Genomic DNA, 15,384 nt, shown 5'->3' on the forward strand with positions numbered 1-15,384 from the left:
ATTTCGGATATGCCTATTATAAAACGGATATTGATCTGGTGCAGGAACATACTTATCTTTCTGTTCATATCCAGCATTCTGGCGGTGGTGGCGTATAAGTTCATCCCCGTTTACTATACGCCTTTGATGCTGACACGTCTGTATGACCAGCATAAGGCCGGCAAACCCTTCAAGCTCGATCATACATGGGTGCCATTGTCGGAGATCGCTCAGCCGCTGGTGCAGGCGGTGGTCGCTTCGGAGGACAACCTGTTCCTCGACCATAACGGCTTCGATATCGAGCAGATACAGAAGGCCCGCGACGAAGCCGAGAAAGGGAAACGTGTCCGTGGTGCCAGCACGATCTCACAGCAGACAGCCAAGAACGTCTTCCTTCTCCCCACGAAAAGTTATATCCGGAAAGGGATCGAAGCCTATTTCACCCTGCTGATTGAATGGATATGGGGAAAGGAACGCATCATGGAGGTCTATCTCAACTCCATAGAGATGGGGGATGGTATCTATGGGGCCGAGGCGGTGGCACAGGCTCATTTCAAGAAGCCGGCAGCCAGGTTGAGTGCGGGCGAGGCGGCGTTGATAGCTGCTTCACTACCCAATCCGCGGAAATTCAATTCCGGCAAACCCTCTCCCTACATGCTGAAACGGCAGGGGCAGATCCTTTCCCTGATGGGTAAGCTGATAAAGATACAGATGGGCCACGGTGCCGGAGAGATAGAAAATAAAGATGGTAAAATAAAAAAGAGAAAGAAATGGAGAGCTTCACTTTTCACGACCTCGGACGTATCGCTTATGCCGACGCTTTAAAGGTTCAGACGGAAGCGTTTGAGACATTGCTGCATGCCAAGGTTTGGGGCGAACAAGGAGAGAATAAACTGTTTTTCTGCGAACATGAACCCGTGCTGACGATCGGCAAAAGCGGGAAAGACGCTAACCTGTTGATCCCTGCTGAGCTGCTGAAACTGCGGGGCATTTCTTTCTTCCATACGAACCGGGGAGGGGATATTACCTATCACGGCCCCGGACAGATCACCGGCTATCCGGTATTCGACCTGGAGCATTGGCAACTGGGACTGAAACAGTATATCCATACCCTGGAAGAAGTCATTATCCGCTTCCTGTCTCTCTACGGGATAAAAGGGGAGCGGCTGGAAGGAGCGACCGGTGTTTGGATCGAGCCTATGGTGAAAGGCCGTGCCCGTAAGATATGTGCCATCGGGGTGAAGAGTAGCCGGTACGTCACCATGCACGGTTTTGCGCTGAACATCAATACCGACCTGAGTTATTTTTCCCTGATCAATCCTTGTGGCTTCACTGATAAAGGCGTCACTTCGCTGGAAAAGGAATTAGGTGGAAAGCAGGATTTCGAACTGGCTAAAACACAACTTCATTCATTATTCTCAGAACTGTTTCCCTGATGGATTATAAAATACATTTCGCTCCCTTGCAAGGATATACCGATGCCGTGTACCGGGAAGTCCACCACCGTATATTCGGTGGGGTGGAGAATTATTACACCCCTTTTGTGCGTGTGGAGAAAGACGGTTTCCGTAACAAAGATATCCGTGATATCGCTCCGGACAGAAATTCGGAAACACCTGTGATTCCCCAACTGATTGCTGCTACTCCCGATGAGTTCCGCCGTCTGGCAGCATTGTTTCGGGAAAAGGGATACCGGCAGGCGGATATCAATATGGGTTGTCCTTACCCTATGCAGGCGCGTTTGCACCGGGGGGCGGGGATTCTTCCTTTTGTTGAAGAGGCGGAGGCTTTGTTACAGACGATCCGGGAGTTCCCGGAGATGAACTTTTCGGTTAAACTCCGGTTGGGTTGGAATGCTCCGGATGAGGTCTTTGCCTTGCTTCCGGTAATGAACTCCTTGCGGCTGGCTCATGTTACTTTGCATCCCCGGATAGGTACGCAACAATACAAAGGGAATGTGGATACAGACAGTTTTGCGCGTTTTTATGAAGCATGCAGGCATCCGCTTTTCTATAACGGAGATTTGAACAGCCTGGAAGATATCGACCGGATTCTCTGCCGGTTTCCCCGTCTGGCGGGTGTGATGTTGGGGCGTGGCTTGTTATCCTCTCCCTGGCTGGCTGCGGAATATGCAGTAGCAGGCAATGGTTTTACGGATGAAGAAAAGAAAGCGAAACTGCTACATTTCCACACGTTGTTGTTTGAAAAATATAGCAGTGCGCTTGAAGGAGGCGACCATCAGATACTGGCCAAAATGAAAACCCTTTGGGATTACTTGTTGCCAGAGGCGGAGAAACGTCTGCGGAAGAAGATACTGAAAAGCAACCAACTGCCTACTTATCTTCAGGCCGTGAAGGAACTGTTACAATAGTTGAATCAGCCTTTGCCGGTGCGATTGTATCGGCTGGGGCAAGCGGGATAATCGGTACTAATTTCCTTCTCCGGCGGAAAAACTCGGAGAGATGGGAGAAGTCTTTCTTGAACATGACACCTACGCCCTGAGTTGTTAACGCCCCGTTGAGGTATTTGTACATATCATTTGCATGATTGTATGCTTTTAGCCGGATTTCTCCGCTGGGGGTTAGCTTGTATTCCAGGTCGAACTCACCGACAAAGTCATTCTTTTGCTGATACGTATTGTTCCTGTATCCGAAACTGCCGTTGAACAGCAGGCGGTTGTCGAGCAATTGGCTGGAAAGCAACATTTCCACTTCCGTATCCTGTATACCGTCTTCGCTGGTACGGATATTCGTTCCGATCTGTACCTTGTCGGTCAGGCTGTTCAGAATGCTTGAAATCTGGGAAGAGATGGCAGAAGAAGCTACTGCGCTGAATTCGCTCGAACGATACGCATTCTGAGAATAGTCGGGTGTGTAGAACTTATTCAATACCAGCAGATAGATGATCTGGCGCGTCATCATATCTTCGGTATCGACCAATGCCTTCATCTGTCGTTCTATCTCTTCGTTGGTGCCGGGCAGCTCCAGGTCGAATGAGATTGCCGGACTGCGCAACATACCATCCAGGTTAAGCACGCAGTTGACGGGGACGTTGGTTCGTGGACTTTCCCTGGCAAGTCCGTCATCCAGATCGCGCAAGTTGGCGGTCAGGTTATAAATAGCATTTATATGCATCGTCGCATCGAAGGGATCGCCACGGAAGTCGATTGCACTGCCTTCGCGTATCTTAAAGTCTTTATGGATAATCTGCTGTAAGCTGAAATTATAGTTACCGCTGACGATTCCCATGTTGCCATACATGCGTAAGTCTGTTTTCGTCCCGTATTCTATCTGCATGCTTCCGCTGCAATTACCGGTTATTTTGTCGCCGGCAATCGGGTCCATAATCAGTTCGATTTTGGCATCGGGGGTGATATCGAGCAGGAAGTTCATGCGCATTTCGGCCCCTTCCTCTTCTTCATTGTTTACAATCTTCAGGGAATCCCGCGATAATGTACCGTTGGCCAGATCTTTCAATTGTTTTTTATCCACAAAAGTGATAAAGTCATAGTCGGCAGCAGTAGTATTATTGATGAAGTCGAGGGTAATGGACGTCTTGGGATCGCTCCGCATATTGATATCGAAGTTGATCAGCTTGTCATTTCCTTTGATGGAGGCCGAACCACTACCGAAAACGGTACCGTAGATCAGTGGATTCAGTTTGCGGGTAGCGTTGAATACCAGCATATTCTTTGTCTTAACATTCACGTCGAAGCTGACATCTTTGAAGTGGTTATGGTAGACGCTCATGTTGACGGTACCCGGATTGCCGAACTCGTCGTGAACCGTCAGGTCGCGCATATTTATGGAACCGGCATCCATGTAGATGGAGTCGGAGAATGTATAATACGTATTGGTATATTCGATACCCAGGCCGCCGTCCAGCACGTATGCGTCGCCCTCTACGGTCAGCGCTTTGAACGGGCCGTGCAGGTGGACGTTTCCGAATCCCCGTCCTTTCATGTTTTTGGCCACCTTTTCCACAAAAGGATGGAGGAATCCCAGGTTGATATCGTTGGCATCGAAGAACAGGGAGAGTCCGGCATTTTGTCCGACCGGGAAGATATAGCCGCTTACGTCGGTCCATGTCGTATCGTTTTTATAGATGCTGCCCAGCATCAGGATACCTTTTTGGGCATCGTCCCACTCGCTGAACAGATTTAGCCGGCCGAGGGGAGTCTGGTTGAATGAAAAGTCATTTATTTCAAGGTCGGTGTTCAGCATGCGGCTTCCGTAAAGGTCGCAGATGTTGAATGTACCCGTTGCTTTCCCGGCAAACTGTAATACCGGAATGTTCAGTATATCGAATATATAACTGAGTTCAACCTGTTTCAGATCCATTAAAAGGGTATCTGCCGGATTTTTGGAGATGCTTCCGTCCAGCAACAACGATTGTTTTTCGTTGCCTACCCTGAATTTATGGATATCTATTTTGCCGTCGGCTATTCTGATATCCGACGGGTGGATGATCCATAGAGAATCGTTCAGCACCAGCTGGCTCTCTTTCACGGCAATATCGGTTCGTAGCACGGCAGGCTTTTTCTCCTGTTCCTCTTCCGTAAAGAGGGCGGAAGCCGAAAGTTCGGCACGAAATTCTTTTTCCTTGTTGTTTGCCCATCCGATCAGCGTATTGATCCGGTTATCCTTGGCATCCACTTTCAGATCGAGGTAGTTGCGAAGTCCTTTCTGGTTGTAGTTGATCGCTTTTAATAGCAGGTTGATGTTTTCCTGCGGGTTGTCGCATGTCAGATAACCGGATTCGAACATGGATTTGCCCAGTCTGAACTTGGGGAGGAAGGCTTCGATGCGGAATTTGTTATACAGGTTGTTGTAATGTCCCGTGATACGTGCCTGGTTCACTACTGTTACCGGCAATTTGAGTGTTTCGGATATCTTCTCCGTGTTTTCCACAGTCAGCAACAGCGAGAAATTGTTTTCTTCTACTTTCTGCTTTTTCTGCGTGGCATTGATAAGCGCCGGAATATATCCTTTGAAGGTATTCATGAAACTCGGGATGATTGTTTTGAACGAGTAAGCACCTGTCACTTCCCCGTTCAGAATGTCGGACGAGATCGTCAGATGGCGATCCAGCGAATGACCGGAGGCCGTTACCTGAAACTTTTTCAGGAAAAAGCTGCTGGGTGCTGTGATGAAGGACAGACTGTCTATCGTGATGTTCCCCTCCAGGTTATCTATATTGTTGCCGGTGAAGTCGGCGTTCAGGGATAACGAGATATCCGGCGATTCGTATTTATCGATCAGGTGGAGGCTGTCCGGGCGGAAATGCTCCAGATTGGCGGTGAAGTTGAACATGGAGTTCTTTCCTTCATGCCGGAACATACCCTCTGCATACAACTTTCCGTTCGGATCGTTCACCTGTACCATCCCGTCAAAGCTGTTTTTCTTGAAATTTCCGGATAACTGAATATCTTCGTATTTGTATTTCTTGTATTCGAATTCGTCGATATTTGCTTTGATATTACCAAAGAAACTGCTGTTTTTATGCCGTTTGGCATCGACCGATATGTTCAGCTTGGCGTTACCGTAAGGGTTGCCTTCGTCGAAAAGTTCGTTCAGAAGCAGGCCGGAGGTGGAAACATGTCCTTTCAGGTAGGCTGCGATATTATTTTCTTTATCACTACCGAATATCATATCGGTTTGTACGGAACCGATAGCCGAAGAGAACTTGCCGAAAGCTACCAGGTTATCGAAGAAGCCGGATATCTCCCCGGTAAAGTTGATCGTACCCAACCGGATAACCGGATCGGGCAGGACGACCGGTTTTTTGTTGAAATTGTTTATCAGTCCGCTCAGTCCGTCGGTGGTAATATACATTTTGTTCACCTGTCCGAAGATATAGGCATCTTCCGGGTGGCTGATTCCTTTCAGGTCCATTTTCCCGATAAACAGCATCTTGTCGCTGTATCGTAATGTCAACTGTTTCAGGTTGATATTGTTGATGGCTCCGGAGGCTTCGGCCGAAAGTTCGATGGTTTCGGTGAAATTACTAAAGGCCGGAACGAAGGACGAAAGGTCTTTCAGGCAGATTTGCGACGGAGAGATGTTCAGTGCCAGCGGCGCATGGTTCAGCAGCTCGGAAGCATTGTTGATTTCGCGCATGTCTATCCTGGCCTTGCTGATTTTCAAATCGGTTTCCGGCAACTTGATTTCGAAGTTATTGATAAATGTGCTGTCGCGGTTGCCGATGATATTCATCGAGAGTTTATTCAACGTAAAGCCGGAAGCCTCGTCGAAACTCATCTTTTTGATATTCGCGTTGAGACTGTCCTTATTGAACGCTTTCATGGAAATCTTGGCACTCAGGTTCTTGATGTCCACATGTTTGGCGTTGAACTTACCGGGCGTTTGCGCCTCGCTCTCCACGTCAAACCGGAAATTACCGCGGCGTATCAGGATGGAGTTGAAGCGCAGGTCGATATTCGGATTCTTCTTCAGCGTATCTTTGCTGGCGAAAGCGTCGATAACGAACTGGAGGTTTAGCGGACTGTCGGGAGTCTTTTTATTAAGATTGACCGAAAAGCCAAATAACCGGACCGTAGAGAATACGAATTTGCCTTTGAGCAATGGGAGGACTTCGAAACCGGCAGCCACATGATTTGCTTCGAATAAGGTTTTACCAGCCTCGTCTTCCAGGTATAAGTTGTCGAGTACCACGCGGTTGAACCACTCGATATTTACATTTCCTATCTTTACGGGCACACCGAGATGGCTGGATAATTCTGTCGATGCAATGCCGGAAACCTGAGATTGGATATAAGGTATCTTCAATAAAATGAAAGGCATTGCATAGAATATCCAGAACAAAACGAGTAGGGTAATGATTATGTATTTTAGTCCTCTGATATCTTTACTATATTTTAAACGCAAATCTACAACAATATCGCGATAGATTTCATTAAATTTGCACAAAAAAACGAGAGAAGAGTATGAGTGTAACAATATTGGGGATAGAATCATCCTGTGATGATACTTCCTCTTCCGTAATACGCGACGGCGTGATGCTGTCGAACGTGATAGCCAGCCAGGCCGTTCACGAGGCTTATGGCGGTGTCGTTCCTGAACTGGCTTCGCGGGCACACCAGCAGAATATTATCCCGGTGGTTGCCGAAGCCATCAAGCGGGCCGGTATCGATAAATCAGTATTGAGCGCCGTTGCTTTCACACGAGGGCCGGGACTGATGGGTTCCCTGCTGATCGGGACCTCTTTTGCCAAAGGATTTGCCGCCTCTCTGGATATCCCGATGATCGAGATTAACCATTTGCAGGCCCATGTGCTTGCCCATTTCATCAAGGAAACGCCGGAGGACGATCATGCGCCTTCTTTCCCTTTCCTTTGTTTGCTGGTGTCGGGTGGCAATTCGCAAATCATTAAGGTGAACGCATATAACGACATGGAGGTGATAGGCCAGACAATAGACGACGCGGCCGGCGAAGCCTTCGACAAATGTGCCAAGGTGATGGGATTGGGTTATCCCGGTGGTCCGGTGGTGAACCGTCTGGCCAACGAAGGAAATCCGAAAGCCTTCGCTTTCAGTAAACCGCATATTCCAGGGTACGATTACAGTTTCAGCGGGTTGAAAACCTCTTTCCTTTATACGTTGAGGGATCGGTTGCAGGAAGATCCCGATTTTATCGAAAAGAACAAACAAGACCTCTGTGCTTCCTTACAGTCTACAGTGGTTGATATCCTGATGAATAAGTTGCGTAAAGCAGCGAAAGACCTGAATATAAAAGAGGTAGCAGTGGCCGGAGGTGTATCGGCTAACTCCGGTTTGCGTGATGCTTTCCTGGATCATGCCAAGCGGTATGGTTGGAAGGTACATATCCCGAAGTTTGCGTTTACAACAGACAACGCAGCGATGGTCGCCATTACAGGTTATTATAAATACCTCGATAAGGATTTCTGCCCGATGGATGCAGTTCCTTTCTCTAGGGTTGTTATTTAAAGAAGAATACAAAGGTTGAAATATACTATCATACTATCATATTTTGATATAAGTAGTTGTATACATGTTTGTTATAGTATGATAGTAGCTGTTTTCAACGATCATTTATCTATCATACTACTATCATTTCCTGCTTAAAAAATGGGATAGACAGTATGTCGTTTTTACTAAGTATATGGCTAAAAGACAGGCGGATAGTGATAAAAGTTGCTCGACACCCGGGTCTCGAAACCTTTGACACCCGGGTGTAGGCATCGTCGAGATGGGGGTGTAAAAAGGGGTGAAATGGGCATCCCGGCAACAAAAAGTCTGTGTTCGAGTGAAATTAAGTCATAGTTTTGGGATAAAAAGGAAGTAATCTGACGAATTATAAGATGCCGTAGGCGGTTGTAACAAACGCTTTTATCGGATTAAAAAGACTGTCCGTTGGTTAAAATAGAGTTAAAATGATGGTTGCATGATAGGTAAATGATAGTATAAAAACGTACTGTCATAGTTTAAATGGTTGCTATATAGTTATTTACATGTTGTAATGACAGTATGATAGTATATTCCGTGAAAACCTCTTATATTGAGGGGGCTATTCACAATTAGTCCTTTCAGGACAAGCTAAGACAATTAATTAGTTTAAATCTGATAATTATTAAAACATTTAAACCTGATAATAAAACGATATGAATAATAATAATTCGCTCAGCGAACAACTTGGCGGACTTCTCCGTTCGAAAGGATTGTTAATGGGTACGGCGGAAAGCTGTACGGGCGGACGTATTGCCAATATGGTTACCCTGGTGGCTGGTAGTTCCGATTATTTTGTCGGGGGCGTTGTTTCTTATAGCAACGAGGTGAAACATAATGTGCTCGGAGTTTCGGAAGACAGTTTGCGTCTTCATGGTGCCGTGAGCCGTGAAGTGGTGGAACAGATGGCGCAGGGAGCTATCCGTACGTTGGGATGCGATTGCTCGGTGGCGACGTCGGGAGTTGCCGGACCGGGCGGGGGAAGTCCCGAAAAACCGGTAGGAACGGTCTGGATCGCTGCCGCTTTGAAGGAACAGGTCGTTTCACATTGTTATCATTTCGGTACGGTGCGGGCCGAAAACATACAGTCGGCAGCCGATACCGCTTTGACAATGTTACTGGAACTTTTACAGAAGTCCGATGGATAAATTTATAGAACAACAGCGATTGATCTATCCGATGTCGGACGAAGCCATCCGGCTTCTGATCGATGAGATGGACGAGGTTTCTTTCCCGAAGGGCGATCTTCTTATCAGGGAGGGTGACCGTGATCCGTTCGTGTGGTTCGTCAGGAAGGGATTGATCCGTTCTTATGTCGAAAGGGAAACGAAAGACATCACATTATGGTTCGCTTCGGATGGCGAAATGATAAATTTCGTCTACCGGGATATTGCCGCTTATAATATCGAGATGGTGGAAGATTCGGACTTGCTCCGTATCCCTGCCCGCAGACTGGAAGAGCTTTTCGAGCAGTCGCACGACATAGCTGTCTGGGGACTCAAACTGCTTGATTATTACCTCCGGGAGTATGAAAATTATTTTATTAATGATAGTTGGAGTGATGCCCGCGAGCAATACGAAGCCTTGTTGCGCAGCAATCCCGAACTTTTCCAGCGAGTGCCTCTCAAGCATATCGCTTCTTATCTCCAGATCACTCCTCAATCGTTGAGCCGTATTCGTTCTTCTTCTAAATAAAAAGAGCAGACCGAAATTATCCTATGGTAATTTTTCTCTGAAAAGACCTCCCTACCTTTGCAGCCGGAAACCAAAAGTGAGTTGATTTATGAATAAAGACAAAGCTCTCTTCCGCCTGGAAAGGGAGAAATTATTGTTGACAGGTGAGATTCCCCGCTTATTTATGAAGTATGCACTTCCCGGCGTTGCGGGATTGTTGTTCCTGGGTATACAATCCGTGATCGACGGGATTGTGTTGGGACGTTTCGTAGGAGCCAATGCGCTTGCCAGTGTGAATCTGGTTTTGCCGTGTTACAGTTTGATTTCGGCATTTGCAATCGTGATGGGTATCGGGGGGCAAACCCTTGTCAGTATCAGCCTCGGAAGAGGGGATAAGCAGGAGGCTAATGATGCTTTGCGCTCGGTATTCGTGTTTTTGCTGGGGATGTCCGTGGTGGTGAGCCTGGTTATTTTTCTGTCAGCAGGAAAGATTGCTTCTTTTTTGGGGGCGAACGAAGTGTTGTTACCCGATGCGGTACATTATATACGGGCGCTCGTTCCTTTCTTCCCGCTGCTGTGTGCGATGTTTTTCAGCGACTATATAATCAAGGCGATGGGGCATCCGTTGTATGCGACCTCTGTTATGGGGATGACTGTGGTTCTGAATATTGTTCTGGACCTCGTGTTTGTTGCCGTTCTGGGGTGGGGCGTTATGGGAGCCGGACTGGCTACCGGTATTGCTTTTACGATGGGAGCCTGTTTTAACGTGCCCCGTTTATTCTCACGTCATGAAGTGGTTGCTGTGCAGCGTGGACGCTATGACCGGCGGCTGGTGTGGAATGCTTTCTATAACGGTTCGTCCGAAGGTATGTCGGAGTTGTCGGTGGCGATTACGGTATTTCTTTTCAATATTACCATGATGAGGTATCTAGGAGAGAGTGGGGTGGCTGCATTTACGGCAATCAATTATATATTGTTTATCGGAACGACCGTATTCCTTGGCATATCGGATGGGATCATTCCTATTATCGGGTATAATTACGGGGCCAGACAACAGGAACGTATCAAATCGATCCTGAAATTGGCGGCGCGGACGAATTCGCTGATCGGGATCGGTTTGTTTTTGCTGTTGTTGCTGTTTGGCGAGCAGGTGATCGGACTCTTTTTCAAGGATCATGGGAGCGAGGCTTTTGAGATTGCTTCGAGGGGTGTTTCGATTTATTGTTTCGCCTTCTTGTTGTGTGGACTGAATATATTGGCTTCCAGCTATTTTACGGCGATAGGGAATGCTAAGATATCTATTATTATCTCAGCTTTGAGAGGACTCGTATTTGTGGGAATCGGCATACTTGTCCTCCCTGCCGTGTTCGGTATCGATGCCATCTGGTATGATGTACCGATCGCTGAGATATGTACCTTGTCCGTTTCTTTCTGGCTGGTACGTAGGTCGTTATTTAATAATCGGAGCAATTAGCCGGTATCCTTTTTCATTCGGATGCAATCCGTCGGAGAAGAGAGATTCGTCTATCTTTCCGTTGGGTAGGAGCAAGGCTGGCCCTGCATCGCCGAACAGGCAGTTTTCCTCCTCGGCCATCGTCCGGATATTCCGGTTGATGTTTTTCACCCAGTCCTCATGTTCGCGACGGGGAAGGATACCCATTACCTGGATCGTTGCTTTCGGTTGGCGGTTACGAACGGCTGTGATAAGGAATCGTAGACCTTCTACAATGTCTTCGTCCGTACTGGAACCCATGTTGTTTGTTCCGATCATCAGGACGACCTTCTCTGCTTCGTAACCGTCCAGTTCATCGTGGTAGATACGCCAGAGTGCGTTTTCGATGCGGTCGTAACCATATCCCAGGTTCTGAAAACCGGCGGCTGCCATGTATTTCTTCCAGCTTTCCGGACCTCTGTTTAATGGGCCGGCAGGTTCGCCTCCCCAGAAATGCGTAATTGAATTGCCTATGATAACGGCTTTGGGAGGGTGCTGCTTGATATGGCTTATTATTTCGCGATGGCGTTTTTGCCATTCGTAATTGTTCGGTTCGCGGCGTTGGGTTACCGGCTGGCAGGTAGGGCGGTTACCTTCCGGGATACGGAGTATTTCACGTACTTTCTTTTCTACGGCTGTCGCCTGAGCCTGTGCGCCCAGGTCGGAGGGGTGTACGTAATCTACCCAGGCATCCGGCGAGTAATTGAGCTCGTCGTGTGTCAGGTAGTAGAGGTCTTTCACACCTTCCGATTGTAGTATTTCGAAACCTTTTTGCGAGCCTTTGTTGGCTTGTGTATATGCTTGGTATTGTCCCTTGTCGGTCGGCGCATTGCTGTATCCGGCATGTTCGACCAGCAGGATGGGGGCGTTGCGGGTTGCCCTGATCTGTTTTACGGCAGCAATGATCAGGTCTGTGATTTCCTGTTCTGTCTTTTGTGTGAGGTTAGGCAGGCAATCCAGGATATATATACGTGCATCCTGCTCTATGATGTAGTTCAGCACTTCCTTTTCCAGTTTCCCGTTTCCGGAAAATCCCAGGTTGATAAGCGGATAGCCCAGCGAACGTTGCAGGATATTGGCCCAGGCCATAGCCGGACGGGAAGAACAGGCTCCTTGTGCGATGGAGGTACCATAGAGTACGACCGGCTTTTCCGGCGATTGCGGGATAAAGGTCAGTTCGCTGCCTTCGGGAGTGCCGATCTCCATCCATTCTACCGTATTATATAAAGGTAAGTAAAGACGGTATTCAAACCCACGGTTATGATAGCTGTCCTGACCTAAATTCCTGTAACTGTATGTTATGGTATCTCCGAAAGAATAGTTTCCGAAGCAAAAGCCCCATTTCCCGTTGCTGTCGATACTGTACAGGTCGACGCCGGATACACCGGTACTTTGCATGTGCGGCATATTCAATCCGCCACTCACTTTGTAGCGGACGGTGATCTGTGGGGCATTACTATAAAAGTGGATCGCTAACCCGGCCGAGTTGCGGGAGAGGTTCCATACGTCGGATCTTATTTCCTTCTCTGCCCGGTCAGGCAGGCGGACATATTTGTAACCTATTTCATCAGGCCAGCCCTGGTTTTGTACTACAGGAAAACCTGCATTCATCGGATTCTGCCATTTCCATTGTGCCCCGGCAGAAAGGCATGCCATACAGAAAAATAGTAGGCAAAAGAGTCTTTTCATGGTCGTTATTATGTGTTTATGTTACTTTTTGATACGATATTGACAAAGATAAAACAATTTCAGGAATTCTATTTTTATTTATTCATGTATATTTGCCATAGTTAAACAAAAAGTAAAAATACCATGAAAGTACAAGCACTGCTCGTATTCCTTCTGGCCGGAAGCATGTCGTTGATGGCTCAGAAGAGTTATCAGTTACAATCGCCGGACAGAAAACTGCAAACGGTAGTTACCGTAGGTGATAATGTAGAATTTTCCCTGACTCATGACGGAACAGAGGTCCTGGCTCCATCCGCAATCTCCATGACTTTACAGAATGGAGAAGTTTTGGGAGCAAAACCAAAAGTATCGAAAGTAACCAAAGGGTCGGTAGACAAAGTGATCCCTTCTCCTTTCTATAAGAAGACGGAAGTAAGCGATATCTATAATGAAATGACGATTTCTTTCCGTGGAGATTACAGTATAGCCTTCCGCTTATATAACGATGGACTGGCTTATCGTTTCATTACCCGTAAGAAAGGGGAGATTGTCGTTGCAGACGAAGCGGCAACCTATAACTTCTCGACAGACCATAAGACATTTTCTGCTTATGTGAATAGTACGAAGCCGACATTCGAAGAACAGTTCTCCAACTCGTTTGAGCAACCTTATGTGAATGAAGCTATCACCAAACTGAACGACAAGCGTTTGATGATCCTCCCTTATCTGGTAGATCTGGGTAACGGAAAGAAACTATGTATCACCGAAGCCGATTTGGAAGACTATCCGGGTATGTTCCTGAACAATGCAACAGATAAGCCCTCTCTGAAATCTGTGCATGCCCCTTATCCGAAGGTAAAACAACAGGGCGGACATAACCGCCTTCAGATGCTGGTCAAGGAACGTGAAGATTTTATAGCTAAAACCAAAGGAAACCGTTCGTTCCCGTGGCGCGTATTTGTCGTTTCTGAAAATGACAAGCAGCTGGTCGATTGCGATATGGTGTATCGCCTGGCTTCTCCTTCCCGTGTAAGTGATGTTTCCTGGATCAAACCGGGTAAGGTTGCCTGGGACTGGTGGAACGACTGGAACATTTATGGAGTGGACTTCCGTGCCGGTATCAATAACGATACTTATAAATATTATATTGACTTCGCTTCCGAACATGGCATCGAATATGTAATTCTGGATGAGGGCTGGGCTGTTAACCTGGAAGCTGACTTGCTGAAAGTCATCCCGGAAATCAATATGGAGGAAATCGTATCGTATGCCAAATCGAAGAATGTGGATATTATCCTCTGGGCAGGCTTTTATGCTTTCGACCGTGACATGGAGAATGTGGTAAAGCATTATGCGGATATGGGTGTCAAAGGTTTCAAGGTTGACTTTATGGACCGTGACGATCAGGAACTTATCAATTTCTTGTACCGCTCGGCAGAAACTTGTGCCAGATATAAGATGTTGGTCGATTTTCACGGCATATGTAAACCGACTGGTTTGCAGCGTACTTATCCGAACGTGATCAATTATGAAGGGGTGAATGGTTTGGAACAGTTGAAATGGTCGCCTGCCTCTTACGATATGGTTACTTACGACGTGACATTCCCGTTCATCCGTATGGTTGCCGGTCCGGTAGATTATACACAGGGTGCCATGCGGAATGCAACCCGTGCCAACTATCGTCCGGTTAACTCCGAACCGATGAGCCAGGGTACCCGTTGCCGCCAGCTGGCTACTTATGTGATTTTCGAATCGCCTCTGAATATGCTTTGCGATAATCCGACCAATTATATGCGTGAAAAAGAATGTACCGAGTTTATCGCAAACATCCCGACCGTTTGGAACGAAACACAGGTGCTCGATGCAAAAGTATCCGAATATATCGCGATGGCCCGCCAGCACGATGATATCTGGTATCTGGGTGCCCTGACCAATTGGGAGCCGCGCGAGATGGAACTGGATCTTTCTTTCCTGGGTGACGGCGATTACAAACTGGAACTTTTCAAAGACGGTATCAATGCCGACCGTGCCGCCTGCGATTATAAAAAAGAAATCATCCCGGTTCCCGCCGACCGTAAGCTGAAGATCAAAATGGCTCCGGGCGGCGGATATGCTGCAAAGATCTATAAATAACCGACTTCCAGGTGCATGGAATAAGCGTTCGAACCGTCCGCATAATAATTGTTTATTGTGCGGACCGGTTCGAATTTGTTTTTTTGGTAAAGACGGAGCGCTGCCGGGTTTGATACGTTTACTTCGAGCGTAATCTTTGGATGATTATGCTGTCTGGCAAATTCGATCGTTTTGTCTATCAGGTGTTGCCCTAACTTCTGCTTTCTGAAACCGGGATGTACGGCTAAAGAATAGATGCGCAGATTAGGGGTATGATCGTTTTGCAAGAGAGAAACGTAAGCGACTATTCTCTCTTGGTATTCAACGACATAAAACATTCCTTTGGCTTTTGTGATCAGATAGACGAATTGTTTTTTGGAAAAGCTGTCCGGACCGAAACAGGATGTCTCTATTCTCATAATCCCGTCCAGGTCTGCCCGGGTTGCCTGCCTGGTTATAATCTCCTGTTCCATCT

General features: G+C 47.2%; 11 protein-coding genes. 8 read left to right on the forward strand and 3 right to left on the reverse strand.

What is annotated here, in order from left to right; translation table 11 throughout:
* The first annotated feature begins 9 nt into the window (after nt 1-9).
* Genes mtgA through HMPREF1535_RS15675 form a run of 3 tightly spaced genes read left to right on the forward strand, consistent with a single transcriptional unit; the run spans nt 10 to nt 2,350 of the window.
* Nucleotides 10-804: a monofunctional biosynthetic peptidoglycan transglycosylase gene (mtgA, locus tag HMPREF1535_RS15665; RefSeq protein WP_007653170.1), complete on the forward strand. Its 795-nt coding sequence runs from the start codon at nt 10-12 to the stop codon at nt 802-804.
* Complete coding sequence (lipB, locus tag HMPREF1535_RS15670) at nt 750-1,415, forward strand: lipoyl(octanoyl) transferase LipB (RefSeq protein WP_007653171.1); 666 nt, start codon at nt 750-752, stop codon at nt 1,413-1,415. The genes mtgA and lipB overlap by 55 nt, the downstream gene beginning before the upstream one ends.
* On the forward strand, nt 1,415-2,350 hold the full coding sequence (locus tag HMPREF1535_RS15675; RefSeq protein WP_007653172.1) for a tRNA dihydrouridine synthase: 936 nt from the start codon (nt 1,415-1,417) through the stop codon (nt 2,348-2,350). Before lipB ends, HMPREF1535_RS15675 begins: the two co-directional genes overlap by 1 nt.
* Here HMPREF1535_RS15675 and HMPREF1535_RS15680 read toward each other — a convergent pair.
* Entirely contained in the window at nt 2,313-6,782 is a 4,470-nt protein-coding gene (locus HMPREF1535_RS15680; protein ID WP_046147575.1) for a translocation/assembly module TamB domain-containing protein, read from the reverse strand. The genes HMPREF1535_RS15675 and HMPREF1535_RS15680 overlap by 38 nt on opposite strands.
* 143 nt (nt 6,783-6,925) lie before the next feature.
* Here HMPREF1535_RS15680 and tsaD point away from each other — a divergent pair, with 143 nt between their 5' ends.
* The 4 genes from tsaD (at nt 6,926) to HMPREF1535_RS15700 (ending at nt 11,111) form a co-directional block, all read left to right on the forward strand.
* Nucleotides 6,926-7,945 (forward strand): tRNA (adenosine(37)-N6)-threonylcarbamoyltransferase complex transferase subunit TsaD, encoded by a 1,020-nt coding sequence (gene tsaD / locus HMPREF1535_RS15685; RefSeq protein ID WP_046146785.1) that lies wholly within the window; start codon nt 6,926-6,928, stop codon nt 7,943-7,945.
* Between the two features lie 674 nt (nt 7,946-8,619).
* The gene (locus tag HMPREF1535_RS15690; protein ID WP_010803699.1) at nt 8,620-9,111 is read left to right on the forward strand and encodes a CinA family protein; all 492 of its coding nucleotides are present in this window, start codon (nt 8,620-8,622) and stop codon (nt 9,109-9,111) included.
* Nucleotides 9,104-9,658 (forward strand): Crp/Fnr family transcriptional regulator, encoded by a 555-nt coding sequence (locus tag HMPREF1535_RS15695; RefSeq protein ID WP_007653179.1) that lies wholly within the window; start codon nt 9,104-9,106, stop codon nt 9,656-9,658. Before HMPREF1535_RS15690 ends, HMPREF1535_RS15695 begins: the two co-directional genes overlap by 8 nt.
* A gap of 88 nt (nt 9,659-9,746) precedes the next feature.
* Entirely contained in the window at nt 9,747-11,111 is a 1,365-nt protein-coding gene (locus HMPREF1535_RS15700) for an MATE family efflux transporter (protein WP_046146786.1), read from the forward strand.
* Here HMPREF1535_RS15700 and HMPREF1535_RS15705 read toward each other — a convergent pair.
* Entirely contained in the window at nt 11,088-12,818 is a 1,731-nt protein-coding gene (locus HMPREF1535_RS15705) for an SGNH/GDSL hydrolase family protein (protein ID WP_046146787.1), read from the reverse strand. The two genes, HMPREF1535_RS15700 and HMPREF1535_RS15705, sit on opposite strands and share 24 nt — an antisense overlap.
* Nucleotides 12,819-12,941: 123 nt before the next feature.
* On the opposite strand from HMPREF1535_RS15705, the gene HMPREF1535_RS15710 reads away from it, so the two are divergent.
* A complete protein-coding gene (locus tag HMPREF1535_RS15710; protein WP_046146788.1) occupies nt 12,942-14,930 on the forward strand; it encodes a retaining alpha-galactosidase in 1,989 nt (662 codons plus the stop codon).
* Here the strand turns inward: HMPREF1535_RS15710 and HMPREF1535_RS15715 are convergent.
* Complete coding sequence (locus HMPREF1535_RS15715; protein WP_010803696.1) at nt 14,921-15,382, reverse strand: GNAT family N-acetyltransferase; 462 nt, start codon at nt 15,380-15,382, stop codon at nt 14,921-14,923. The genes HMPREF1535_RS15710 and HMPREF1535_RS15715 overlap by 10 nt on opposite strands.
* Nucleotides 15,383-15,384 lie beyond the last annotated feature (2 nt).

It is taken from the genome of Parabacteroides goldsteinii DSM 19448 = WAL 12034 (assembly GCF_000969835.1).
GTDB lineage: Bacteria > Bacteroidota > Bacteroidia > Bacteroidales > Tannerellaceae > Parabacteroides > Parabacteroides goldsteinii.